22 protein-coding genes and 1 pseudogene are annotated in these 24,310 nt (G+C 44.7%); 13 read left to right on the top strand and 10 right to left on the bottom strand.

Going from position 1 to position 24,310, the window contains the following annotated elements:
- Positions 1–8: 8 nt before the first annotated feature.
- Genes HMPREF0650_RS03715 through HMPREF0650_RS03705 form a run of 3 tightly spaced genes read left to right on the top strand, consistent with a single transcriptional unit; the run spans position 9 to position 2,039 of the window.
- The gene (locus HMPREF0650_RS03715; protein ID WP_004348469.1) at positions 9–638 is read left to right on the top strand and encodes a hypothetical protein; all 630 of its coding nucleotides are present in this window, start codon (positions 9–11) and stop codon (positions 636–638) included.
- The gene (locus tag HMPREF0650_RS03710; RefSeq protein WP_007173257.1) at positions 635–943 is read left to right on the top strand and encodes a hypothetical protein; all 309 of its coding nucleotides are present in this window, start codon (positions 635–637) and stop codon (positions 941–943) included. The genes HMPREF0650_RS03715 and HMPREF0650_RS03710 overlap by 4 nt, the downstream gene beginning before the upstream one ends.
- Before the next feature lie 10 nt (positions 944–953).
- Positions 954–2,039, top strand: coding sequence for a M12 family metallopeptidase (locus HMPREF0650_RS03705; RefSeq protein WP_004348468.1), 1,086 nt, complete (start codon positions 954–956; stop codon positions 2,037–2,039).
- 183 nt (positions 2,040–2,222) lie between these two features.
- Here HMPREF0650_RS03705 and ltrA read toward each other — a convergent pair whose 3' ends face one another.
- Entirely contained in the window at positions 2,223–3,629 is a 1,407-nt protein-coding gene (gene ltrA / locus HMPREF0650_RS03700; protein ID WP_004348467.1) for a group II intron reverse transcriptase/maturase, read from the bottom strand.
- Between the two features lie 552 nt (positions 3,630–4,181).
- Here ltrA and HMPREF0650_RS13705 point away from each other — a divergent pair.
- Positions 4,182–4,328, top strand: coding sequence for an IS1/IS1595 family N-terminal zinc-binding domain-containing protein (locus HMPREF0650_RS13705; RefSeq protein WP_081411464.1), 147 nt, complete (start codon positions 4,182–4,184; stop codon positions 4,326–4,328).
- 75 nt (positions 4,329–4,403) lie between these two features.
- Here the strand turns inward: HMPREF0650_RS13705 and HMPREF0650_RS03695 are convergent, their stop codons facing one another.
- From HMPREF0650_RS03695 to HMPREF0650_RS12665, 3 genes are all read right to left on the bottom strand, one after another.
- Positions 4,404–4,823, bottom strand: a complete 420-nt coding sequence (locus tag HMPREF0650_RS03695; protein ID WP_007173255.1) for a plasmid mobilization protein — start codon at positions 4,821–4,823, stop codon at positions 4,404–4,406.
- A gap of 334 nt (positions 4,824–5,157) precedes the next feature.
- Positions 5,158–5,469 carry a helix-turn-helix domain-containing protein gene (locus HMPREF0650_RS03690; RefSeq protein WP_004348462.1) on the bottom strand — a complete coding sequence of 104 codons (312 nt, stop codon included), beginning with the start codon at positions 5,467–5,469 and terminating at the stop codon, positions 5,158–5,160.
- A gap of 3 nt (positions 5,470–5,472) precedes the next feature.
- Positions 5,473–5,742 carry a helix-turn-helix domain-containing protein gene (locus tag HMPREF0650_RS12665; protein WP_004348461.1) on the bottom strand — a complete coding sequence of 90 codons (270 nt, stop codon included), beginning with the start codon at positions 5,740–5,742 and terminating at the stop codon, positions 5,473–5,475.
- A gap of 349 nt (positions 5,743–6,091) precedes the next feature.
- On the opposite strand from HMPREF0650_RS12665, the gene HMPREF0650_RS13245 reads away from it, so the two are divergent.
- Positions 6,092–6,499: a hypothetical protein gene (locus HMPREF0650_RS13245; RefSeq protein ID WP_162013120.1), complete on the top strand. Its 408-nt coding sequence runs from the start codon at positions 6,092–6,094 to the stop codon at positions 6,497–6,499.
- On the opposite strand, the gene HMPREF0650_RS03680 is transcribed toward HMPREF0650_RS13245, so the two are convergent.
- The 3 genes from HMPREF0650_RS03680 to HMPREF0650_RS03670 are packed head-to-tail and all read right to left on the bottom strand — an operon-like array spanning position 6,453 to position 9,466.
- Positions 6,453–6,920 (bottom strand): DUF1896 domain-containing protein, encoded by a 468-nt coding sequence (locus HMPREF0650_RS03680; RefSeq protein ID WP_008450577.1) that lies wholly within the window; start codon positions 6,918–6,920, stop codon positions 6,453–6,455. The genes HMPREF0650_RS13245 and HMPREF0650_RS03680 overlap by 47 nt on opposite strands.
- A 52-nt stretch (positions 6,921–6,972) precedes the next feature.
- Positions 6,973–8,241 carry a site-specific integrase gene (locus tag HMPREF0650_RS03675; RefSeq protein ID WP_004348459.1) on the bottom strand — a complete coding sequence of 423 codons (1,269 nt, stop codon included), beginning with the start codon at positions 8,239–8,241 and terminating at the stop codon, positions 6,973–6,975.
- Positions 8,242–8,245: 4 nt separating this feature from the next.
- Positions 8,246–9,466 (bottom strand): site-specific integrase, encoded by a 1,221-nt coding sequence (locus HMPREF0650_RS03670; RefSeq protein ID WP_025064855.1) that lies wholly within the window; start codon positions 9,464–9,466, stop codon positions 8,246–8,248.
- A gap of 287 nt (positions 9,467–9,753) precedes the next feature.
- On the opposite strand from HMPREF0650_RS03670, the pseudogene HMPREF0650_RS03665 reads away from it, so the two are divergent.
- The 8 genes and pseudogenes from HMPREF0650_RS03665 to HMPREF0650_RS03630 all read left to right on the top strand — a co-directional run.
- Positions 9,754–11,319: pseudogene (locus HMPREF0650_RS03665) on the top strand (helicase-related protein); the annotation flags it as partial.
- A gap of 656 nt (positions 11,320–11,975) precedes the next feature.
- Positions 11,976–13,901 carry a tetracycline resistance ribosomal protection protein Tet(Q) gene (tet(Q), locus tag HMPREF0650_RS03660; protein ID WP_004293868.1) on the top strand — a complete coding sequence of 642 codons (1,926 nt, stop codon included), beginning with the start codon at positions 11,976–11,978 and terminating at the stop codon, positions 13,899–13,901.
- Positions 13,901–16,219, top strand: coding sequence for a hybrid sensor histidine kinase/response regulator (locus HMPREF0650_RS03655; protein WP_004348456.1), 2,319 nt, complete (start codon positions 13,901–13,903; stop codon positions 16,217–16,219). Before tet(Q) ends, HMPREF0650_RS03655 begins: the two co-directional genes overlap by 1 nt.
- Positions 16,212–17,534 (top strand): sigma-54-dependent transcriptional regulator, encoded by a 1,323-nt coding sequence (locus tag HMPREF0650_RS03650; protein ID WP_004293870.1) that lies wholly within the window; start codon positions 16,212–16,214, stop codon positions 17,532–17,534. Before HMPREF0650_RS03655 ends, HMPREF0650_RS03650 begins: the two co-directional genes overlap by 8 nt.
- Positions 17,535–17,813: 279 nt before the next feature.
- Entirely contained in the window at positions 17,814–18,236 is a 423-nt protein-coding gene (locus HMPREF0650_RS03645; protein ID WP_004293871.1) for a dihydrofolate reductase family protein, read from the top strand.
- 238 nt (positions 18,237–18,474) lie between these two features.
- The gene (locus tag HMPREF0650_RS03640; RefSeq protein ID WP_004293872.1) at positions 18,475–19,080 is read left to right on the top strand and encodes an RteC domain-containing protein; all 606 of its coding nucleotides are present in this window, start codon (positions 18,475–18,477) and stop codon (positions 19,078–19,080) included.
- A 103-nt stretch (positions 19,081–19,183) separates the two neighbouring features.
- Positions 19,184–19,663: a Panacea domain-containing protein gene (locus tag HMPREF0650_RS03635; protein WP_004293873.1), complete on the top strand. Its 480-nt coding sequence runs from the start codon at positions 19,184–19,186 to the stop codon at positions 19,661–19,663.
- On the top strand, positions 19,632–20,387 hold the full coding sequence (locus tag HMPREF0650_RS03630) for a UU032 domain-containing protein (protein WP_004293874.1): 756 nt from the start codon (positions 19,632–19,634) through the stop codon (positions 20,385–20,387). The genes HMPREF0650_RS03635 and HMPREF0650_RS03630 overlap by 32 nt, the downstream gene beginning before the upstream one ends.
- A gap of 52 nt (positions 20,388–20,439) precedes the next feature.
- On the opposite strand, the gene mobC is transcribed toward HMPREF0650_RS03630, so the two are convergent.
- From mobC to mobA, 3 genes are read right to left on the bottom strand one after another with little or no spacing between them, the layout of a single operon-like run.
- Positions 20,440–22,449 (bottom strand): conjugal transfer protein MobC, encoded by a 2,010-nt coding sequence (mobC, locus tag HMPREF0650_RS03625; RefSeq protein ID WP_004348455.1) that lies wholly within the window; start codon positions 22,447–22,449, stop codon positions 20,440–20,442.
- Between the two features lie 30 nt (positions 22,450–22,479).
- On the bottom strand, positions 22,480–23,727 hold the full coding sequence (gene mobB, locus HMPREF0650_RS03620; RefSeq protein ID WP_004348454.1) for a conjugal transfer protein MobB: 1,248 nt from the start codon (positions 23,725–23,727) through the stop codon (positions 22,480–22,482).
- On the bottom strand, positions 23,706–24,134 hold the full coding sequence (gene mobA, locus HMPREF0650_RS03615; RefSeq protein WP_004291488.1) for a conjugal transfer protein MobA: 429 nt from the start codon (positions 24,132–24,134) through the stop codon (positions 23,706–23,708). The genes mobB and mobA overlap by 22 nt, the downstream gene beginning before the upstream one ends.
- Positions 24,135–24,310: the final 176 nt, after the last annotated feature.

Below are 24,310 nucleotides of genomic sequence, written 5' to 3'. Positions count from 1 at the left end.
CATTGAATATGTCTACGATTAAAATTATATTCGCAGTCTTGTCATTAAGCATTTTTGCAAGTTGTAAACAAGACAAAGATGGGGCATTGACTGTCTATTGTCAAGCTAATATCAATGGTGACAACTATAGAGATTATTTTTCCTTGCAGGACGCATTTCTACCTGTCCAACCCACACTCACTCTTATGCCGAATTCTAACAGGTTGGGAGTGGTCAATGATAGTATCTTTGCATTTCAATTTGCTTTGAGGAATGATACCAATAAAGTTTTATTAGTAGGAGCCTTCATTATTCCCCAAAATGAAAACTTTCCTGTACTAAATAAGGAATACCTCTTAACCAAAAACGAGAAATACGATGAAGACAGAACAACCGACTATCATCTCATGCATTTCTTGGGTCAGGTCAATAATAGCGGAGAAAGAATAAATGGAATTGCTGCTTTTTTTGATTATAGTAAATATTACCTACTTACAACGTCAATTGATGGCTACGTGACCTTTGATAGATATGATAGGCAATCTAACAAGCTCGAAGGCAATATATATCTTGATTCACAAGGAAAATTGTCAATTTCATACACAGTGAAGGCTCATTTCTCAGATGTTCTAACCTCTCATAATATAACATTGCAATGAAAAAATCTATTTTCTTTTTATTGGCGGTAATGATGACAATTTCCTTCACATCTTGTTATGATGATATTTACCCTAATGTCAGTGACAGAGGTGTTTCCATTGACAGTAGATTATCTCCGCTTGATAGTATTAGCATATATCGGAGTCAAATAGATAAAGGGAATATGCTGAATAATCTTGTTCGTTTTGCAAATGGTCGATATTATCTTGACCTTACAAAAGATGATGCTGAGATTTTGGGTATTTCGTCTGAACTGTATAATAATGCTCTTCATAATGTAGAGCAAATGAACAACAATAAATAAATTTAAAACTATGCGTACAAACAATCGAATCAATGTTGCCATCATCATTATTATGACAGCATTGTCTGGAGTAATGATTACTTCGTGTTCAAACGAGGAAGCAACGCCCACTGTTGAATCTCAAAGTGTTGAACACGTAGCTTATGTAGCTACTCTAAGTCAAGAACAGCAAGTATTATTGGCGAGTACAGGTTCTCCCTATGGAGAGATTCCTCAGAAGGATGCTTGGTCATCCATCATTGCTCCTAGTATCTCTGCATGTTGGGGAGTGTTTGACGACCCCCGTATCTCAGCGTCAACAAGAGCTATGGGGATATGGGGCTCTTATCCTGCGCAATATTGGACCATGCTCAGGGTAAAAATGCTAAAGCTGCCGATGAAGATAAAGGACGGTGCAATTCTTGCTATTGATGAAATAGAGGAGCAAACAAATGTGCGTTTCTATAATTCTATTGAGGATCAAGAGTTTTTTGAGCCATACCATATAAAACTACCAAACATAGCGGTTCGTATGGATGCAGGAAGAGAAGGTAGTGGAAGTTATGGTCTCGTTGGCGGTGAACAATATATCAATGTACCTACATGGCTTGAAAATGCAGATGCAAATGAGATTAAACGCTTTTTCTTGCACGCTTTCTGCAATGCTGCAGGTATGTTTAACGAACAACAGAGGCCAGATCGTGATAATTATGTCAAGATTTATCTCGAGAATGTAAAAGATAATTGTAAGTCTGCGTTCGACAAGATAAAAAGTAATTATACTACTATGGGAAACTTTGATACCTCGTCCATCACATTAGCTTCATCTAAGGACTTTTCAAAGAACGGTTCCAATACAATAACAACTAAGACTGGGCTTGATATAGCGATTAACTATACTCTGTCAACACAAGATAAGCTATTTTTGAACTCTCATTATCTTCCATATATTGCTCGCAAGGACAACTATACGGAACTAGATAAAAATGTTTATAACCAATATGGAAAGTTGTTGACAGAGGAAGAAAGATTGCAATTACAAAACCAAATTAATTCTCAGAGAGGACTGTATGGTGAACCTCCAGTAGAAGGACGTTTAACTCGAGTAGCATGGTAGATCAGTGGGAAAAGCACTTCTTGCTAATTCAAAATGTGGACTCTGTAAATAAACACAGTTTCTGTTGATATTAATGTCAGTAATCGAGTAGGAGGTAAACACTAATCATAGGTGCTTATCTCCTACTTTCGTGTTCACCGACCTCTCACACCACCGTACATGCGGTTCCGCATACGGCGGTTCCTATTTTGGGTGCCATTCGAGATACGACCCCATTAAAGTGGCATAACCTGCTGAGCGTAGTTTATTGTTATCTATCGCCCTTGTTAAAATAGGACTATCAGCTATTCGCCAATAACCCTTGCGAGTATTACCCCATTCGTATGCTTTGTATTGATTGATACCGCATTTGATGAGGTTTGCCACTTTTGTCTTGGGTTTCTTCCAAGCCTTCCATATACACATGCGAATTCTACGTCTTAACCATTCATCTGTGTCAAGTAAGAGACGTTTCATATTGGCAAGGTGATAGTAACCTACCCAACCTCTTATGTATTCTTTCAGCTTTTGCTTTCTCTTGGCATATCCCCATCCGTTGCTGCGACTTGTCAGTTCTTTTAGCCTTGACTTCATCTTGGCTTTGGACTTTGGGTGTACCGTGAGTTGGCATTTGCCGTTCATTACATAAAAGGAGTAGCCGAGGTATTTCACTCCGCGCACATACGACACTACGGTCTTTTCCTTGTTGACTTTGAGATATAGAGTTTTCTCTATAAATCGGGTTATACTCTCCTTTACTCGCATTGCAGCCCTTTTGGACTTGCAGAATATCATCGAGTCGTCGGCATAACGTACAAAGGGAAGCCCTCTGCGTTCAAGTTCTTTGTCCAATTCATTGAGCATGATGTTACTCAACAATGGACTTAGCGGTCCGCCTTGGGGAGTTCCTTCCTCGCTCGCTTCAAACAAGCCTTTGTTCATTACACCACTTCGGAGATATTTGTGTATAAGACTGACCACTCTGCCGTCTTTTATCGTACGACCGAGGATTTCTATGAGTTTGCTATGGCTCACGGTATCGAAGAAGCGTTCAAGGTCAAGGTCTACTACATATATGTAGCCTTCGTTGATTATCCTTTGCGCTCCTCGTAGTGCGTCATGGCATCCTCTTCTCGGTCGGAAGCCGTAGCTCGTCGTGGAGAATTGGTTCTCATAGATGGGAGTCAGTACTTGGTTGATGGCTTGTTGCACCAAGCGGTCTACCACTGTAGGTATTCCCAAAAGGCGCATCTTGCCGTTGTCTTTGGGTATTTCTACCCTCTTGACTGGGTTCGGACGGTAAGAGCCGTCCAGCAAGGAACAGATGAGCACATCCTTATTGGTTAAGAGCCATGGATGCAGCTGCTCACATGACATCTTGTCGATACCACCACATCCCTTGTTTCTCATCACAGCCTTGTAGGCTCGGTTGAGATTTGCAGGGCTAAGGATTTGCTCGAGGAGGTGTCCCTTGTCAAATGGTACTTCCACGATGTTGTCTTCGCACATCCACATGAAGGTCTGCACTCCCCCATACCATTTGGTTTCCGACCTATCTCTTTGGGGACAGCCATTAACTTGGGATAATGTTTTCTGCATTCTTGCCTTCATAAGGTATGTTTCAATTACTATCGTTTAATATATAGGTTCAGCCCTTCATGGAGCGCTATCGAGTACTCCACTACTATGGCGTCTGCTGACTTCTCACGGCAAGCTTTACTCCGCTTCTTTCGTAAAAACAACTATTTGAAACGTCCGTGAGACCTCCTCGGATAAGAACATTATCTTTCCATCTTATACCTACTTCATTTTTTCGCTAAGCTCAAGGAAACTCCACCAACCATTCCGAATAGCTATAGGACTTTGATTTGTTATGCAATCTTATCCATGGTTATATGCCTTATATGAAGTTTCTGTTCGTTAGGTCAGATGTTTGCCGCCAGCTTCCTTCAGATTTCATCTCACGATGAACACCCTTGCTCTTGGCTATGTAATTCCCGCTATTAGGGCTTACTCGGGACTTCCACCCGTTAGATAATGCTCATGCCGAGCGTACATAATAAGCATAAAGGCGAGGATAAATCCTCTGCCTTTTGCTATTTTTGTAACCCCAAACAAAGATAAAATGACCTTACAAAAACGTTTCGCACTTTACGCTCCAGATTGGGAGTTGAGTTTCAATGTCCGCATTGCCACTCTACCAATATTGTCATAAGTGGTAAAAGTAGTACAGGTAAACAACGCTACCGATTTAAGAATTGTCAAAACCGTTTTATTACAGTCTACAACATACAAAGCCTTTCTTCCTAACATTGATAACTGACCAAAGAGGGATTGGGCATTCGCAGTACGGCACGAATATTGGGTATTATGATTTATCAGTATTCATTCTTGTTTATTCTTAAGGGATTTTGTCAGAAACAGTGCATGCTGTTGCAGTCTGATAAGAAGTTGGGAATAAGTTTCGAGTTTGCTGAGCAGTTGTTGCGCAGTGGCGACAGAATGATAAGTATTGAGGACTTTCACGGCTTCGTTGTACAGAATACCTATCTTATGAGCCAAGGCAACGATTTCTGATAGTTTCTCTAAGTAAGGTTCTTTTGAAGGGTCTTCCGTGATGACTTTAAAAGTTTCACCAAGAAGCCTTGCTCGGACAAAGTCGCTCTTTGTCTTTGCTCCCGACTTGCGGTAGAGTCTGATAAGCTTCTGCTGGTCTTCGGAATTAGGTATCCTAATGTGCCATCTGTCCCATCGTGGGCAGGTGGCACATCTGCCGTCTGGCTTCTTTTGTTTCTGCTTTTTCATTGCTTTCTAATCACGACTTTGGAGTGATTTAATCCCCTTTCGGGGCAAGGGTCTTTGTGGTACAAATGGCAATTTGTGGTACAAAGACACACCTTGCCAGTATAAAGAAAGAGATAGTTTGTTATGTTCCATAAAGTAACCTTTCTGGGGTGCGAGAGTTCAAAGTTCAAGAAGTAAGTCAAGAGATAAGTTTAGACTAATCTCTTGACTTACTGACTTTATGAGCTGACATATTTTTCACTAAAGTTAATTTTACCTTAGGTCGAAACTAATTTCTTGACCAAAGTCACAATTGACCATTTGACTTAAGTCGCGACTGATTTCTTAACTTAACTCATAACTTACCTGTTTGCGGTATTGGATTATAATGCCTTTCAAGCATTGTCTGTATGTCGCTCTGCTTGTATAGTATCTTCCCTCCGATTTTGTAGAAAGGAAGCGTTCCTAAGTTTCTGTACTCTTGGAGCGTGCGTGTGCTGAGCCGTAATTGGCTGCAAACCTCATCGCCAGTGAGGTAAACCTCTCCGCCCAGCATCGGACGGGCGGTAGCGCAATACCGCTCCAATTTCTTCAATATTCCTTCCATCAGTTGTGAAAACAACTGCATCTGAGGGTCTTCCTGCGTAATGATTTCATTCTCCGACATAATTCATTCATTGTTTGCGTTCAGTAACTCTGCGATGTCGCTCTCCTTATAATAGCATTTATGCCCAATGATGGAGAAGGGTATTTTACCCGTGTCGCGATAGGATTGCAGGGTGCGTTTGCTGATGCCGAGCCTGCGGCATACGGCTTCATTGTCGAGCCATTCGTCCGTTTCGGGCGGATTGCCGATGAGTTGTTCGATACTGTGGATAAAGTCTGCAAATTCGGAGCAGTGCCGCTCCCACGCTTTGCGGTCGATGATAATGAGTTTCATTGCCTTGATTTTGTTTTGATTACTTTATTGTTATTCGGCAAACAAACTGTTATGCAGTCCATTGCCGTACTTATCGAATGCAAAAGTAAACCCTCGGAAGCACCGCTGCAAGAAATGAGGAAAAGCAGGGAAATATAGAGAAAACAAGAGAAAAAGCAAAGGAAATCTGTCTGCATTATTGCGGTAATGAGATGAGGTGCCGGCTCTTTCCTTTTATTATTTTGTTGTTTTATCGATAATTCGATAGTTCGACAAATCGAGATGTAGAACTATCGATAGATAGTTTTATCGATAGATTATTTTGACGATATATAGTTTTGACGATATATAGTTTTGACGATATATAGTTTTGACAACAGATAGTCATGACAATAAATTGTACAAACAACAGATAGTCCGTATTATCGTCAGTCCTATCTATTGTTGGCTGTTACGCCTTGCGTCCAAAGAGCCTGAGTATGCCGTATTCTTGTCGTGCCTATACTCTCTTACGGCAGCCCTGCTCTGCAAGGTTGGGAGAGATGAATACGACCGCACGAATATTGAAAATGGCAATACAAACTTGAAAAGAAAAATCCTGCGGTGGAGATTCTTCTCTCCATCCGCAGGACTTGACCTTGTCAGGGCAGATTGGCTGCCGTTGTACCTTTGCACGATAAGAAACGGCATCAGGGACTTTGCGTGTGCCTTTGCTTACAACGCCTTTGGGCTTACCTCTCCGTCTGACCGATTATTGGCAAATGATTGCTCTTGGTAAGCAGCACTATCGTGCCTGTGAGTTCGGTGTAAAGACGGTCGTATTGCTCGTCAGAAGCAAATGTGTCCGTCAAACCGAACTTGTCGAATGTGGCTTGAATAGCCTTATTCGACAACAATATAGGTACGAGTTTCTCTGGGAGAGGTGCAGGCAGTTCCCTTTCAAACTCATTCTCAAACACGGATACAAGCGTATCATACTTGGAAAAGTGCAAGCCTTGATACAAAACCTCGCTTGCCATGCTTTCCGCTTCGGGGTGCGTGAAACCTTGTGTCACGGCATCGCAGTAAGCTGTGAGAGCCATATCTGCCCGTGCAGTGATAAACTCCTTATCTTTCAATCTCTCAGGGTGATGCTCACTCATGTAACTTCTTAATTTCAATCGAAAGTAAGAAAGTTCCTGTTTGTTGTTCTTTTTCATAATCATTTGGTTTTCAATCGTGAATAATAAATGTTTGGTAATTACTTCCTTTTTATGCGTGTTGCAGTGGCACGTTCTGCCGTGCTATCGACTCACAATAACCTTCAAATACAGTATGCTCCCTGTCTGTGAGTGCAGTCATATCCTCCTGTATCTTGTGGTCGGTTATCTTTCCGTAGATTTGTGTCGTACCTATATTGCTGTGTCCGAGTATCTTGCTGAGCGTTTCCATCGAAATACCATTGGATAGGCATATCGTGGTTGAGAATGTGTGGCGAGCCATGTGAAAGGTCAAGCCCTTATCTATCCGGCATATCTGCCCGATGTTCACACACGCAAAGGATGCTTTCCTTATTGTGAGATTGGGAAATATCAAGTCGTCCGCTTTCTTGTCCTTGATATAGAGCGAAAGGATTTGTTTGGCAATAGGCAGGAGCGGAATAATCGCCTCTACATCCGTTTTCTGCCTTTTGATGCGTATTTCCTCCGTGCCGTCAGCATTATGGGTGATATGCTTCGGTTTGAGCCGTTGCATATCCACACGAGCCAAACCGGTGAAGGCGCAGAAAATGAAGAGTTGCCTTGCTCGCTCGAACTGTTTGTCAATGATGGGCGTTTGCAATACTCGTTGCAGCTCCTCCGTAGTGAGATAACGCCTTGTGCGGTGTGGAAGTTCTGCTTTGTAGTCTGCAAACGGATCAATGCGGATATACTTCTTCTGCTGACCTATGCCGATGAGTTTTCTAAGGAAGATGACCACTACCTGAATAGTGGCAAGAGAGAGGTTGCGTTCTGATTTGAGATAGAAGTCCATTCCCTCAATAAAGCCATAGTCCAACAGGGAGTAGCGAATATCCTCCAGCCCTAAGCGTTCACGCAGATAAGCCTCTATGAGTTGTGTGGCGTAGATGTAATTAGCAAAGGTAGGCTTGGCAATCGTCAGTCCTACGCATGGACGCTTTTCCTCAATAAATAGTCGGGCTTCCTCCAAAAGAAAGCCTTTGGGATTGTCCTCTTCCATGAGTTCACGTTTCAACAACTCGGCAGTGATATAGCCACGTTGCCAAACTAATTCTTGGTATTTGCCTTTGGCTTGTTCCTCTTTGGTTTGCAAGTAGCGGTTGATTTCCTTTGTTTCTTCACCTGTTCCCTTGCACCGTCCCTTATGGCTGTCCCAAAGTTCAGGAGCAATCTCCTTGCCCGTGCTGTATTGTACTTGTTCTCCGTCTATGGTGATACGCCCCATAATTGGGCAGCTGCCGTTCTTTTTCTCTTTGGAGCGATTGATATAAAAGAGTGTCTTGAATGTACTTCGTGCCATAATGTCAAAGTTTTAAGGTGAATGTATCTTGTATTCGCTGCTGTATCGCTTGCATATCCCGATGGATTCTTTCGGAGGAAACCGCTGCATATACCTGTGTCGTTCTCAGGTTGGTGTGTCCGAGCATACGGCTCACCGTTTCGATAGGAACGCCTGCCGAGAGCGTGATAAGCGAAGCAAAGGTATGGCGAGCCATGTGGAAGGTTAGCGGAGTTTCCATGCCGATGTTTCGTTGTATGTAGTGCATACCATTGAGGACAATGTCGGTGGTCGGCACGTCAAAGACAAAGCCCGCCCTTATCCCTCTATAACGATTCATGATAGTCAGCGCAGGGGGAAGCACCTGTACACGATACGGGGTCTTGGTCTTCATGCGTCTGCCCTTGATGCAGAGTTTGCCTTCTTCCAAGACAATGTTTTCCTCTCTCAGATTGCGGACATCGGAGATGGCAAGCCCTGAAAAGCAAGAAAAGACGAACAAATCACGGACAAAACGATAGTTCTCCCATTCAATCTCCAAGTTGATGATGCGCTCAAGTTCTTCCTGCGTAATGCTTCTCGGTTCACCCTTTGGTCGCTCGTAACTGTAGCCCAAGAACGGATAGAAGTCCAGCACACCTTTCTTTACCGCTATGCGGACAATGGTCTGCAAAGTAGACAAGGTACTCGATATGCTGCTGCGTTTCAGTCTGCGTTCGATGGTGAGATAATACTCGAATCCCTCGATAAATGCTTTATCCAACTGTGAAAGGGGTATATCGCTTACTTTATGCTTTTTCTGCACATACTCACGGAGCAGGGAGAGCTGGTAGGTACGAAGTTTGAACGTCTTCAAGGCTCGGTCGATGCCTATGCGCTCCTTTGTCTGTGTGAGATACTCCCCGAAACTCTCCAAGAGCAGGGTTTGGCGGTGGATTTGCCCCTGATAGGCATCCCTCACGTCTGTGGCTGTAAAGGATTCTTCTCTTTCACTGAGTTCGTGAAAGCGTGTGTGGATAAGTGCAGTGCATTCACCAAGTTTCTGATTGACGGACACAGCCATGCTGCTCTTGCCGATGAGCCGTTGCTTACGGCTGTCCCAAAGAGCGAGCGGAGTCTTACACTTGGTGGAGAAGCCCGAATGGGTTCTGCCAACGGAGATGCGCCCAATGACAGGCACAAGTCCTTTCTTGTCGGTTCGTTTCGCCTGAACGAAGAATGATACTTTGAGTTTGTTTTCCTTCATTTTTCTGTCGTTTTTTCTAAATTTCCTTTGTTTGCAAAGGTACAGATGAACAAGTATTCCCAAGCGATGCAGAAAAATGAAAGATGAAGAATAAAAACCTATGATACAGTTGTTTACCTTCAATTCGTAACCCCTTTTTGCTTTTTCCTTGATGGGTTACGATTTGGTAACGGAACTCCTGCCGTTTGATGCTCGTTTTCGCTTACCCTTAAAATAGTAAGAAAATGCTAAATGATACTATTTCAAATAGTTACATTCCTTTCTTTTCCCTCTGTTTCCCTTGATTCTTAACAACTGATTATGCGCGCAAGATGGCACTCGACATGCGCATGATAGACCCGCATTATGAAGACCACCCCGATAACAAGGCGAGCCACTGTGCCAAGATGATCGCGGAGTATTACCAAAAATACGACGCGCAGAAAGGCACGCAGTTCGTTTTCTCGGACTTGGGGACATATCAGCCGGGCGACGGGTGGAACGTCTATTCGGAAATCAAGCGCAAGCTGACGGAGGATTACGGCATACCGCCAAGCGAGGTGCGCTTCATTCAGGAGTGCAAGACCGACAAGGCTCGGAAGGCGGTGATAGACGCCATGAATGCCGGAACGGTGCGTGTTCTGTTCGGCTCCACCTCCATGCTCGGAACGGGTGTGAACGCACAGAAAAGGTGTGTGGCAATTCATCATCTCGATACGCCGTGGCGACCGTCCGACCTGCAACAGCGTGACGGACGCGGAGTTAGAGCCGGAAACGAAATTGCCAAGCATTTCGCCGGGAACAACGTGGACGTAATCATCTACGCGGTGGAGAAGTCACTGGACAGCTACAAGTTCAACCTCCTGCACTGCAAGCAGACTTTCATCAGCCAGCTCAAAAGCGGTGCTATGGGGGCGCGTACCATCGACGAGGGGGCAGTGGACGAGAAATCGGGCATGAACTTTTCGGAATATATGGCGTTGCTATCCGGCAACACCGACCTGCTGGACAAGGCGAAACTTGAAAAGCGCATCGCCTCGCTCGAAGGGGAACGCAAGTCGTTTAACAAGGGCAAGCGTGATTCGGAGTTCAAGTTAGAGTCGAAGACGGGCGAGTTGCGTAACAACACGGCTTTCATAGATGCCATGACGGAGGACTGGAACCGCTTCCTTTCGGTGGCGCAGACCGACAGGGAGGGCAACCGCCTTAATATAATAAAGGTGGACGGTGTGGATTCCGCCGATGAGAAGGTTATCGGAAAGCGTTTGCAGGAGATAGCGAAAAACGCCACTACGGGCGGGCTTTACACACAGGTCGGAGAACTGTACGGTTTTCCGATAAAGGTGGTGAGCGAGAGGATACTCAAAGAGGGATTGGAGTTTACCGACAACCGCTTCGTGGTAGAGGGGAACTACAAGTACACCTATAACAACGGACATCTGGCAATGGCTGATCCGATGGCTGCCGCCCGAAACTTCCTGAACGCGATGGAGAGGATACCCTCCATTATCGACCAGTACAAGGCGAAGAACGAGGTGCTGGAGAGGGAGATACCGCAGTTGCAGGAGATAGCGGGCAAGGTGTGGAAGAAGGAGGACGAGCTGAAGCAGCTGAAATCCGAACTTGCCGCCCTTGACCGAAAAATACAGCTGGAACTTGCGCCGCCCACGCCCGAAGTCGCCGAAAAGGAGAAAGAAGGGCAACAGGTCAAGCCGGAAGCGGAAGATGTGAGGAACAGGCAGGCGCAATATCCCGAAAATGCACCGCCGCAGATACGCAGTCCGGCGGATAGTATCGTTGCCAACCATGTCATAATCGGGCGTCCGGGACTGTATGCCAAGGAGGAAACCCGGTTCAAAGGATTGAAAATATAACCTTAGGAATTTTATCTGAAGTATTAATAAGGGCTATCCCAAAAGGTCTAAAAGTAAATTTTATCCTTTCTGCAAGTATCTGTAGGATGGCAACTGCATTTTTTTCTTTTTGGGCAGCCCTTATTAAAATTTATTCTTATTTTAGGTTATATACATTCATGTCCATTTATGTAAAAAATCCTGCTGACCTTGTTTATGTCTTGTCAGTCACCATTTGCAAAACCATATTTGACCCTCAAAGAGGCTGAATTTGATAAGCAACTTGCTACATACTCATAATAAGGAGCTAAATAGAACACGAATGGGAAATACTCAAATGCCAAACTAAAGAAGATATTGGCCAAAATAAACGCTATACCGAGAGAGAAACTTGATTTTTCAACTTCCTAAAACAGTGTTGTTCAAACATTTCTACTTATTTGTACTTACCAGTTGAACCTACGTTTCCCTAATAAAATGTCTATGGTAAAAAGTTAAAAAATCCTCCTACTTTTGTTAGATATATTTTTTTGTGTAATTTTGTAATCGTTATGCGGCAGTAATAATATACATATTAATACGAGTTAGGAATCCTGTAGTTCTCATATGCTACGAGGAGGTATTAAAAGGTGCGTTTCGACAATGCATCTATTGTAGTATATTATTGCTTAATCCAAATGAATATTATAAATTTAGGAATTCTTGCTCACATTGATGCAGGAAAAACTTCCGTAACCGAGAATCTGCTGTTTGCCAGTGGAGCAACGGAAAAGTGCGGCTGTGTGGATAATGGTGACACCATAACGGACTCTATGGATATAGAGAAACGTAGAGGAATTACTGTTCGGGCTTCTACGACATCTATTATCTGGAATGGTGTGAAATGCAATATCATTGACACTCCGGGACACATGGATTTTATTGCGGAAGTGGAGCGGACATTCAAAATGCTTGATGGAGCAGTCCTCATCTTATCCGCAAAGGAAGGCATACAAGCGCAGACAAAGTTGCTGTTCAATACTTTACAGAAGCTGCAAATCCCGACAATTATATTTATCAATAAGATTGACCGAGCCGGTGTGAATTTGGAGCGTTTGTATCTGGATATAAAAGCAAATCTGTCTCAAGATGTCCTGTTTATGCAAAATGTTGTCGATGGATCGGTTTATCCGGTTTGCTCCCAAACATATATAAAGGAAGAATACAAAGAATTTGTATGCAACCATGACGACAATATATTAGAACGATATTTGGCGGATAGCGAAATTTCACCGGCTGATTATTGGAATACGATAATCGCTCTTGTGGCAAAAGCCAAAGTCTATCCGGTGCTACATGGATCAGCAATGTTCAATATCGGTATCAATGAGTTGTTGGACGCCATCACTTCTTTTATACTTCCTCCGGCATCGGTCTCAAACAGACTTTCATCTTATCTTTATAAGATAGAGCATGACCCCAAAGGACATAAAAGAAGTTTTCTAAAAATAATTGACGGAAGTCTGAGACTTCGAGACGTTGTAAGAATCAACGATTCGGAAAAATTCATCAAGATTAAAAATCTAAAAACTATCAATCAGGGCAGAGAGATAAATGTTGATGAAGTGGGCGCCAATGATATCGCGATTGTAGAGGATATGGATGATTTTCGAATCGGAAATTATTTAGGTGCTGAACCTTGTTTGATTCAAGGATTATCGCATCAGCATCCCGCTCTCAAATCCTCCGTCCGGCCAGACAGGCCCGAAGAGAGAAGCAAGGTGATATCCGCTCTGAATACATTGTGGATTGAAGACCCGTCTTTGTCCTTTTCCATAAACTCATATAGTGATGAATTGGAAATCTCGTTATATGGTTTAACCCAAAAGGAAATCATACAGACATTGCTGGAAGAACGATTTTCCGTAAAGGTCCATTTTGATGAGATCAAGACTATATACAAAGAACGACCTGTAAAAAAGGTCAATAAGATTATTCAGATCGAAGTGCCGCCCAACCCTTATTGGGCCACAATAGGGCTGACTCTTGAACCCTTACCGTTAGGGACAGGGTTGCAAATCGAAAGTGACATCTCCTATGGTTATCTGAACCATTCTTTTCAAAATGCCGTTTTTGAAGGGATTCGTATGTCTTGCCAATCCGGGTTACATGGATGGGAAGTGACTGATCTGAAAGTAACTTTTACTCAAGCCGAGTATTATAGCCCGGTAAGTACACCTGCTGATTTCAGACAGCTGACCCCTTATGTCTTCAGGCTGGCCTTGCAACAGTCAGGTGTGGACATTCTCGAACCGATGCTCTATTTTGAGTTGCAGATACCCCAAGCGGCAAGTTCCAAAGCTATTACAGATTTGCAAAAAATGATGTCTGAGATTGAAGACATCAGTTGCAATAATGAGTGGTGTCATATTAAAGGGAAAGTTCCATTAAATACAAGTAAAGACTATGCATCAGAAGTAAGTTCATACACTAAGGGCTTAGGCATTTTTATGGTTAAGCCATGCGGGTATCAAATAACAAAAGGCGGTTATTCTGATAATATCCGCATGAACGAAAAAGATAAACTTTTATTCATGTTCCAAAAATCAATGTCATCAAAATAATGGAGCGGTCAGGAAATTTCTATAAGGCAATACAGTTGGGATATATACTTATCTCCATTCTTATCGGATGTATGGCATATAATAGCCTCTATGAATGGCAGGAGATAGAAGCATTAGAACTTGGCAATAAAAAAATAGACGAGCTCCGAAAAGAAATAAACAATATCAATATTCAAATGATAAAATTTTCTCTATTGGGTGAAACAATACTGGAATGGAACGATAAAGATATCGAGCATTACCATGCACGGCGTATGGCAATGGACAGTATGCTTTGCCGTTTCAAGGCCACCTATCCAGCAGAGCGCATCGATAGTGTGCGCAGTCTTTTAGAGGATAAGGAACGACAGATGTTCCAGATAGTCCGGTTAATGGATGAACAACAATCTATTAACAAGAAGATAGCCAATCAAATTCCGGTTATTGTGCAGAAAAGTGTGCAGGAACAGTCCAAAAAGCCAAAACGAAAAGGTTTCTTGAGCATCTTCGGCAAAAAAGAGGGAACGAAGCCAACGACAACAACGACTACGCTCCGTTCATCCAATAGAAACATGGTCAACGAACAGAATGCGCAGAGCCGTCGATTGTCAGAACAAGCCGATAGTCTTGCTGCCCGTAATGCAGAACTTAACAGACAACTGCAAGGATTGATTTGCCAAATCGAAAAGAAGGTGCAATCTGATTTACAAAATAGAGAAAGCGAGATAACAGCCATGCGTAAAAAATCATTTATGCAGATAGGCGGCTTGATGGGATTTGTTCTTTTGCTGTTGGTCATTTCCTATATCATCATACACCGTGATGCAAAGAACATTAAACGATACAAACGCAAGACAACGGATTTGATCGAGCAATTGGAACAGTCCGTGCAACAAAATGAGATACTCATAACCTCCCGAAAGAAAGCGGTATATACTATTACCCATGAGTTGCGTACACCACTGACGGCAATAACCGGCTATACCGAACTTTTGCGGAAAGAATGCAATAGCGGTAATAATGGGCAATATATCCAAAATATACTGCAATCCTCCGACCGTATGCGGGATATGCTCAACACTTTGCTTGACTTCTTCCGCCTGGACAACGGCAAGGAACAGCCCCGTCTGTCACCCTGCCGGATTTCTGCAATCACGCACACACTTGAAACGGAGTTCATGCCTGTTGCCGTGAACAAAGGGTTGTCCTTGTCCGTGAAGACTGGACACGATGCCATTGTATTGACCGACAAAGAGCGAATAATACAAATCGGGAATAACCTGCTGTCAAACGCTGTCAAGTTCACAGAAGAAGGCGGTGTTTCTTTGATTACTGAATATGATAATGGAGTTCTGACACTGGTCATTGAAGATACAGGTACAGGCATGACAGAAGAGGAACAGAAACAAGCGTTCGGTGCGTTTGAACGTCTATCAAATGCCGCTGCAAAGGAGGGTTTCGGGCTTGGGCTTGCCATAATGCGTAATATTGTGTCGATGCTTGGCGGAACAATCCGTTTGGACAGCAAGAAAGGGAAAGGCAGTCGTTTCACAGTTGAAATTTCTATGCAGGAAGCTGAAGAACAGCTTGGATATACAAGCAATACACCTGTTTATCATAACAATAAATTCCATGATGTTGTCGCCATTGACAATGATGAGGTATTACTTCTAATGCTGAAAGAGATGTATTCCCAAGAAGGAATACACTGCGACACTTGCACCGATGCTGCGGCACTGATGGAAATGATACGCCAGAAAGAATACAGCCTGTTGCTGACAGACTTGAATATGCCTGGTATAAACGGTTTCGAATTGCTGGAACTGTTGCGTTCGTCCAACGTGGGCAATTCACCAACAATCCCGGTGGTTGTGGCAACCGCTTCGGGCAGTTGTAACAAAGGGGAACTATTGGCAAAAGGCTTTGCCGGATGCCTGTTCAAGCCGTTCTCCATATCGGAACTGATGGAGGTTTCCGACAGGTGTGCCATAAAAGCGACACCGGACGGGAAACCGGACTTTTCCGCCTTATTGTCCTATGGCAATGAAGCCGTCATGCTGGAAAAGTTGATAACTGAAACAGAAAAGGAAATGCAGGCGGTACGGGATGCAGCAAAAGAAAAAGACCTGCAAAAGCTGGATTCCCTGATCCACCACCTGCGCAGTTCGTGGGAGGTGCTCCGTGCCGACCAACCGCTGAATGTACTTTACGGATTGCTTCGTGGCGATGCTCTCCCGGATGGTGAAGCGTTAAGCCATGCCGTGACTGCTGTGCTGGATAAGGGAGTGGAAATAATACGGTTGGCAGAAGAGGAAAGGAGAAAATACGAAGATGGATAAGACAAAAATAATTGTGGTGGAAGACAACATCGTGTATTGCGAATATGTCTGCAATATGCTGTCACGGGAGGGCTACCGCAATATGAAGGCTTACCACCTCTCAACCGCGAAGAAACATCTGCAACAGGCAACAGATAATGATATCGTGGTTGCCGACCTGCGTCTGCCTGACGGCAGTGGCATAGACCTTTTGTGCTGGATGCGAAAGGAGGGAAAGATGCAGCCCTTCATCATTATGACCGACTACGCCGAAGTTAATACCGCCGTGGAAAGCATGAAACTCGGCTCGATAGACTATATTCCCAAACAGCTTGTGGAGGATAAACTTGTCCCCCTGATCCGTTCCATACTGAAAGAACGTCAGGCAGGACAACGCCGTATGCCTGTATTCGCCCGTGAAGGTTCCGCTTTTCAGAAAATCATGCACCGGATAAGGCTGGTAGCCGCCACCGACATGAGCGTGATGATATTTGGTGAGAACGGCACGGGTAAGGAGCATATTGCCCATCTGTTGCATGACAAGAGCAAACGTGCAGGCAAGCCATTTGTGGCGGTGGACTGCGGTTCACTCTCCAAAGAGCTTGCACCGTCGGCTTTCTTCGGACACGTCAAGGGAGCGTTTACAGGTGCGGACAATGCCAAGAAAGGATATTTCCATGAGGCGGAAGGCGGCACGCTTTTTCTGGACGAGGTAGGAAACCTCGCGTTGGAAACCCAACAGATGTTGCTCCGCGCCATACAGGAGAGGCGGTATCGCCCGGTCGGAGACAAGGCAGACCGGAATTTCAATGTCCGCATCATCGCTGCTACCAATGAAGATTTGGAAGTAGCGGTGAATGAAAAGCGTTTTCGGCAGGATCTTCTGTACCGCCTGCACGACTTCGGGATAACCGTTCCTCCGTTGCGTGACTGTCAGGAAGACATCATGCCGCTGGCAGAGTTCTTCCGTGATATGGCAAACAGAGAGCTGGAGTGTAGCGTGAGCGGGTTCAGTTCCGAAGCACGTAAAGCGTTGCTGACACACGCATGGCCGGGCAACGTGCGGGAACTTCGGCAGAAAGTTATGGGTGCTGTATTGCAGGCGCAGGAAGGTGTTGTCATGAAAGAGCATCTGGAACTTGCCGTGACGAAACCGACCTCTACTGTCAGCTTCGCCTTGCGCAATGACGCGGAGGATAAGGAGCGGATATTGCGTGCGTTGAAACAGGCAAACGGCAACCGGAGTGTCGCCGCAGAACTGCTCGGCATAGGCAGGACAACACTATACAGCAAACTTGAAGAGTATGGACTTAAATATAAATTCAAGCAATCATAGCCCGTAATTCACTGAATTTGGCTATCTTTGCATAACATTTGAGAAAAACGGCGATTGGCAGGAGCTTTTCGCCGCCAACATATAGGATAAGACCGCAAGGCGTTTCAAGCGAAAATCTGGTAAATTGGAACTACGGAGACGATTGCGTGATGCTTATGCTATGCTTACGCATAGCGTGCATTCACGTACTCTCCGTAAAGGCTTTACCAGAGCCATCGCTTGAAGGTAGTGTGAATTGCACGCTACTTTTTTACCCTTGCCTAACGAAAGGAAACGATTATGGGTAAAGTTCAGATTCTCGCCGTACTGACGATGGACGGATGTCTTTCTTCAGAGTTATATGATAAAGCACATCAGGATTTGTGCCTTGACCGTTGCGGTCTTGATGAAATCAGGAAGAAAGCCCTTTACCGTGTGACACCGGACTATTCCATTTCAATGCTGCACGAATGGAGAAAAGACGGCACAAACATCCGTTACCTCGCGGAAGCCACACTGGATACGGCAGATTATATAAACGGACTACTGCGTATGCACGCTGTGGATGAAATCATACTATACACCGTTCCTTTCATATCCGGAAGCGGACGACATTTTTTTAAGTCGGCTCTGCCAGAGCAACACTGGACGCTTTCCTCCTTGAAAAGCTATTCCAACGGTGTATGTCGCATTATCTATATCCTTGATAAAAAAGCAAGATAGCCAAAATGTGCGGCAAGCATACATTTCTATTTTCAGGAATAGAATAAATGTTCTGATTACAAACAATTTAAGTCGGAGATAATTTGTCCTTGTGAAAAAATATTGAATTTTATACCTCTGAAATCCAGTACTTTGTAAAATTGAGTGTTGGATTTTTTATTTTCTGCCGCGTTTTTTGCCAATTATATTCATGTGCGCACGCAGAAAACAAAGTGTAATTTTCAAAATTGACAGAACCATGAATTATTTCTTGCTGGCGGAAACCGACTTTTTCCGCCTGATAAACGAAGCCGGTGACTGCAATATGGAAACGGCATACACGGCTTTTGCCACCCAAGTGATCGAACTGTGTAACGGTAGCATGGACGCGAACCTTACCGTCATCGCGCTTGCCTACATCGAAATCGAGTTGCAGCACCATCCCGTGCGCAACCTGTCAGAAGAAAAGAGAGAGATTGCCGCCTATGTCAGCAAGGCCCTGTCTTTCGTGAGGAAGATGCAGAAATTCCTTGCCACGCCCCAAGTGCCGCCACTGATATCCGCCAACAACACAACAGAAACCGCCACCAGCCTCCTGCAATGGACGGGCAATGCCATCGACCTCGTGGAACTTATCTACGGCATCGACGAGATGGGCTGCATCAACAACGGCAACATGCCGCTCAAACAGCTTGCCCCGCTCCTTTACAAGATATTCGGGGTTGAGTCGAAGGACTGCTACCGTTTCTACACCGATATCAAACGCCGGAAGAACGAAAGCCGCACCTACTTCCTTGACAGAATGCAGGAGAAATTGAACGAGAGGATGCTGCGCGATGATGAGTTGGATCGTATGAGGAGATAAAAAACAAATTCATTAGAATAAATCACATCAATTCAATTCATTATTTTGTTATATTAGAAAAAGATATTAACTTTGCATTGAAATTGATATAGTCATAATTCAGATGAACTCAATACACGATATAACAGACTACATTATCTTACGAGTAAAATCGGAAGATAGATTTGCGTCTTTAATAAATTTAAAGTTGCAGAAGTTATTGTATTATGTTCAAGCATGGTCTTATGGTATCAATAAAAAACCTATGTTTGACGGCGAGTTTGAAGCATGGATTCATGGTCCGGTAAATCGAGAAATCTACAATCGATTTAATTCTACAAAATATCTCTATTCAGAAATCAATATTGATGATTGCATGAATCACAATGTGAGTTTATCATCAGAAGACGCTGAATTCATTGACTTTATATTGGAGAATTATCTTAAATATAGCGGTGCTGAATTAGAACGATTGTCCCACAATGAGATGCCTTGGATTGAAACACGTGGAGATTTAAATGTAAATGAGCGTTGTGACAAGGTTATTACTCCAGAACTAATGATTGAGTATTATGGGAAAAAATGGGAAACTATTAAATCTTAATTCAGATTCTCCTAAATACGGAAACAAATCATTAGTTACCAAAGAACAAGAAAATGAGTTAAAGAGAAGGAAGATAACTTTTTCCTTCTCTTACTTTAAGCAGATACCTAATTTTCAGATTGGAGAGTGTTCTAAGGGATGGCATATTGGGCTTCTTGAAAGATTAGGTGCTTTGGGTACTATGACACCGCAAGAAGTATTAGAAGAAAATAGAGGTAGTATTGCATTAAGATGTCATCCAATAGATTGGAGTGCTAAAAACATTCCTATTCAACGAAAAGATTTAGATTGGCTACCAAAAGAAATATTGGACAATGAGACAGATTTTCCAATAATGCAATTTTCGATAACAAAAAGTACGGGGCGTATTGTAGGTTATTTTGATCGGGATTCTTCTATATTTCACATAGTATTATTAGATCCTGAACATAATATACAACCGGCAAAGAAAACTAATTATCAAATACAACCAACTACAAAAGGGTTATCTCAATATGATGATTTATTAAATAAGTTGGAACGAATTAAAAGTATCGTATCAGATTGTTCTGATAAAAAGTGCAAATTGCATTCACATATTAGTGTTATAGAAGAATTACATGACAATATTGTTTATATAGGACTTGATAATGACTTCTATAGCACTTATCAAGAAATCTTAAAGAAAATTCCATTGCAAAAAATTTTGGAAAACGGAATCTTAGTAAGTATGGATAATGCTTAAGTTCTAAAAAAATGAAGAAAGGTTTATGGTAAGCCTTTCTTCATTTTTTTATTTACTTCTGCTGCAACAGATATTTCAGGTTATCATCGCCCGCGATGCGCTCCAGTTCCTCCTGCACAATCTGCTTCACCTCTTCCTTGATACGCCGGTAGTTCGCCTGCACCGTTTCTTTCATGCGGTCGTTGCCGTCCTCGTCCGTGAAATCGGTAATGACCGGAATTTTCTTGTAGGCACGTTCCTCCCGCTTCACCTTCTCGGCATCCACCACAATCTCGCAGTGAAAAATTTTCTGTTCGATACGTTCGTTGAAGTTGTCGGACACCGAACCGACAAACATTCCCTGCGTCAGACCGGAAATCTTGCTCGGCGGAATGAGCGCATCCATCTGCGTGTTGATGGAGGTGGAAACATCCTGCCGGTTGATGGAGATAGACTGCCGTTTCTGCAACACCTTACCGAACCGTTCCGATAGTGTCTTTGCCGTTTCACCTACCACCTGCCCGGAGAAAATGTTACCGACCGTATTCATCACCACTTTCGCCTCCTTATCACCGTAGTCGCGCACCAGCTGGCTGAAATCCTGAAATCCCAGACACACGGCAACCTTGTTGCTTCGGGCGGTGGCTATAAGGTTGTCCAACCCCTTGAAGTATATCGTGGGCAGCTCGTCGATGATGACCGATGACTTCAGCATTCCCTTCTTGTTGATGAGTTTCACGATACGGGAGTTATACAATCCGAGAGCCGCCCCGTAGATGTTCTGACGGTCGGGATTGTTGCCCACGCATAGGATTTTCGGCTCTTCGGGATTGTTGATGTCCAGCGTAAACTCGCTGTCCGACATCACCCAATAGAGCTGCGGGGAAATCATCCTCGAAAGCGGGATTTTCGCCGACGCTATCTGCCCCATGAGCTGCTCCGCAGCCCCTCCGAGCCAAGCATCCATGAACGGGGAAAGGTAGTTTTCCAGCTCCGGGTAAGAGGTCAGTATCGGGAAAATATCCTCGTAGCGGCGGTTCAAAAACTCGATGGCATGGGGAAACGTGCAATACTTCCCGTTCTGATAGATTTTGAGATACCAGATAATGCTGGCAAACAAAATGATAGGTGACTCCACGAAGAAGTCGCCCTGCTTTTGCACCCAAGTTTTATTGAGGTTAAGCATTATCGTGTAGGCACTCTCGTAAGCGTCCGTAATATCCTCCATGAAATCCGGGTGTATGGGATTGCAACGGTGTGAGCGTCGCGGGTCGTCGAAATTGATCACATAGAATTTCGGCTTCACCTTGTAGCCCTCCGGGTGGTTCAGCAAATGGTTGTAGGCTATGGTGGACAAGTCACTGAATTTGAAGTCATATACATACATCGAGAAGCCCTTTTCAATCTGTTGCTTGATAAAATTGTTTACCACGGCGTATGACTTGCCGCTGCCCGGCGTACCCAACACGATGGACGCACGGAAGGGATTCACCACATTGATCCAGCCATTGTTCCAACGCTTTTTGTAATAGAAGCGTGTGGGCAGATTGACCGAATACTCGCTTTCGATGAGCCTCGTTTCCTGCATGAAACTCTCATTCTCGTTGTTGAAAACATCCTCCATCAGATTGTGTTTCAACAGGCGGCTCATCCACAGCCCGCCCATCAAAAGACAGACATAGCCCGTGCCGATGGTAAGGATATACAAGCCCGTCACCGCTTCAACCGGCAGCGGCAGAGCCAGTATCCACCAGTTGAGGAAAAACAGCACGAATCCGGCGGCGAGTGCCGTCCATATTCTTCCCCAAGTGATTTTCTCGCCCTTGACCCCTTTCGTACCCAGACAGGACAGGGCAAGCAGCAGGACGGCAAACAGTTTCGTGTACAGAATGGAATGGAACAGCCCCGCCGTGCGGTCGAAGTTCAGAAGGATTTTGTCCACCACACCGATGTTCACGCCCCATAGCCGGATGGCTTCGTAGCAGAACCAGTACACGTTCATGACCACTAAAATGATACTCACGGCACGCAGAAAATCCATGATTTTCGCCAATGCCCTCAAATCGTCTTCTTGTTGTGACATACATTGATTTTTTAATTGTTGATACTCCGATTACAAACCCAAGCCCTTGCGCTTTTTCTTCTTTTTGCGCTTCATCGCCCGGATGAAAGCCTCTTCCTCGGCATCTACCGCCGGACCTTCGGGAGTGAGCAAGCCCATTCCGCCCGATACGTCTTCACGGTCGTATGCGGTCTGTCCGTGTGCCTTGTCCGCAGCATCCATAGGGATGGATAACGGTATCGGCGGTTGTCCGGCGTATGGCAGGGTGAAGTGTTCCTGCAAGGCATTCGCCGAAAGCTCCTTGCCCATGCGCGAACCGTTCAGCACACTCCCCGTGCGGTGGTCGATGAAGGTAGCCCCGTAGATGCGCCCTTCCTCCGTGTAGCGCAGTACGGTGTCGATGCCCTTCTCTTTAAGTTGGGAAACAAACCTATCCTTGTCATAAGTGCCTTGCAGCACGGAAAGAACGGTACGTTTCGTCATGTCTGCCAGTTTCCTGTCCTTAATCTCCGATCTGGAACGTACAAACTTCTTCTGCATGGCTTCATAGCCTGCGGACTTCCCGAAGAGCGAGGACTTGAACGGGTTGCCCACCTTGTTGCCCCTGCCGTCCGTGACGGAATAGACCAGCCCGTGATATTCCCGTCCGCGCACGTTACCCCTCGCTTCCTCCACCGTCAGGTTATAGATGGAAAGGAGCGCACGGTATTCGCCCATCGTCTGGAAACGGTACTGCCCGTTCAGAGCTTTCACGGTGTTGCCTACCTGTTTCTTCACATCGCCTGCCGATGCGTCCACCTTGCTTAGCGGCGTGTCAAGACGGCGGTTCCTGCGCTCCGCATCGTGCAGCCCGTATTTCTTCTCCAGCTCACGGGTGATTTGTTTGCTACGATAGTAGTTGTTCTTGTCGCTGATACATTTCCCGTTCTCGTCCACCCGAACCGTCACGATGTGCAGGTGGTGGCGGTCGATGTCCTCGTGCTTGAAAACAAGATAAGGCTGGTTGCCGAAACCGAGTTTTTCCAGATACTCGCGGGCTATATCCTGCAATTCCGCATCGGTCAACGCATCCTCCGGATGCGGGTTGAGCGAAATATGCACCACCGGCTTCTCCACCTTCATCTGTGGCGGCATGAAGGTGAGAAAACCCTCCATCGCCTTGTTGATGTCCACCTTTCCCGAACCGTCATTGTAGATGCGGTTGGTCGTAAGCAACCGCCCCTGCGCCTCGTTAATCTTCTCCCCGTTATAGGCAATCGCGCCGTACAACGAGTTTCCTACACTGATTTTTGCGACCATTTCGCCTCCATTTCCCTTGAAAGTTCCACAATCCGGCGGCTCAGTTTCACGAGTTCGACGGTGTGTTGCTCTAATTTGTAGAGCAACGCCATCGCCTTTTTCTCTGAAAAATGCAGCCTCAGTTCCTTCACGACTTGGTTGTAATTCGTACCCACGGCACGGAACTGTGCATGAAAATCCGACAGTTTGGTGTAATAGTCCACCAGCGTCTTGTCCACCTTAAGCACCTTGAACGGCTGTCCGAAGAAGTGCGCCTTGAGGAAAACCGACCGTGCATAGACACCCGATTTTCCGAACATGGCGAGGAAACGGTTGTGTTCCTCCTCATTGAAACGGACGGTGTAACGGTACACCGCCGGATCAAGTTTGGGATTTCTCCCTGATTTGCTTTTCCTTTTCTCTTTCATATTACTTTGGATTTAGCGGATTGACGGCATAAGCCGCCGCTTCGGATTACAGCACCGCAGTTTTGAAAGGCTTCCCGACTTCGGAGGGAAAGCCCGCCCCCTGCAAGGGCAAGGCGTTTTCCGGGATGCTCAAAATATTTTGAGCGGCTGAAAACATACCTTGCTATGTTCAGGTG

This window comes from Hoylesella buccalis ATCC 35310 (genome assembly GCF_000177075.1).
In the GTDB taxonomy this organism is placed as follows: Bacteria; Bacteroidota; Bacteroidia; order Bacteroidales; family Bacteroidaceae; genus Prevotella; species Prevotella buccalis.
This window is presented reverse-complemented; position numbering and strand designations above follow the sequence as displayed.

Bases quoted from the DNA above. Each gene is read 5' to 3' on its own strand.
- HMPREF0650_RS03715 (WP_004348469.1), top strand. From the start codon at position 9: ATGTCTACGATTAAAATTATATTCGCAGTCTTGTCATTAAGCATTTTT.
- HMPREF0650_RS03710 (WP_007173257.1), top strand. From the start codon at position 635: ATGAAAAAATCTATTTTCTTTTTATTGGCGGTAATGATGACAATTTCC.
- HMPREF0650_RS03705 (WP_004348468.1), top strand. From the start codon at position 954: ATGCGTACAAACAATCGAATCAATGTTGCCATCATCATTATTATGACA.
- ltrA (WP_004348467.1), bottom strand. From the start codon at position 3,629: ATGAAGGCAAGAATGCAGAAAACATTATCCCAAGTTAATGGCTGTCCC.
- HMPREF0650_RS03695 (WP_007173255.1), bottom strand. From the start codon at position 4,823: ATGAAAAAGCAGAAACAAAAGAAGCCAGACGGCAGATGTGCCACCTGC.
- HMPREF0650_RS03690 (WP_004348462.1), bottom strand. From the start codon at position 5,469: ATGTCGGAGAATGAAATCATTACGCAGGAAGACCCTCAGATGCAGTTG.
- HMPREF0650_RS12665 (WP_004348461.1), bottom strand. From the start codon at position 5,742: ATGAAACTCATTATCATCGACCGCAAAGCGTGGGAGCGGCACTGCTCC.
- HMPREF0650_RS03680 (WP_008450577.1), bottom strand. From the start codon at position 6,920: ATGAAAAAGAACAACAAACAGGAACTTTCTTACTTTCGATTGAAATTA.
- HMPREF0650_RS03675 (WP_004348459.1), bottom strand. From the start codon at position 8,241: ATGGCACGAAGTACATTCAAGACACTCTTTTATATCAATCGCTCCAAA.
- HMPREF0650_RS03670 (WP_025064855.1), bottom strand. From the start codon at position 9,466: ATGAAGGAAAACAAACTCAAAGTATCATTCTTCGTTCAGGCGAAACGA.
- HMPREF0650_RS03655 (WP_004348456.1), top strand. From the start codon at position 13,901: ATGGAGCGGTCAGGAAATTTCTATAAGGCAATACAGTTGGGATATATA.
- HMPREF0650_RS03650 (WP_004293870.1), top strand. From the start codon at position 16,212: ATGGATAAGACAAAAATAATTGTGGTGGAAGACAACATCGTGTATTGC.
- HMPREF0650_RS03645 (WP_004293871.1), top strand. From the start codon at position 17,814: ATGGGTAAAGTTCAGATTCTCGCCGTACTGACGATGGACGGATGTCTT.
- HMPREF0650_RS03640 (WP_004293872.1), top strand. From the start codon at position 18,475: ATGAATTATTTCTTGCTGGCGGAAACCGACTTTTTCCGCCTGATAAAC.
- HMPREF0650_RS03635 (WP_004293873.1), top strand. From the start codon at position 19,184: ATGAACTCAATACACGATATAACAGACTACATTATCTTACGAGTAAAA.
- HMPREF0650_RS03630 (WP_004293874.1), top strand. From the start codon at position 19,632: ATGGGAAAAAATGGGAAACTATTAAATCTTAATTCAGATTCTCCTAAA.
- mobC (WP_004348455.1), bottom strand. From the start codon at position 22,449: ATGTCACAACAAGAAGACGATTTGAGGGCATTGGCGAAAATCATGGAT.
- mobB (WP_004348454.1), bottom strand. From the start codon at position 23,727: ATGGTCGCAAAAATCAGTGTAGGAAACTCGTTGTACGGCGCGATTGCC.
- mobA (WP_004291488.1), bottom strand. From the start codon at position 24,134: ATGAAAGAGAAAAGGAAAAGCAAATCAGGGAGAAATCCCAAACTTGAT.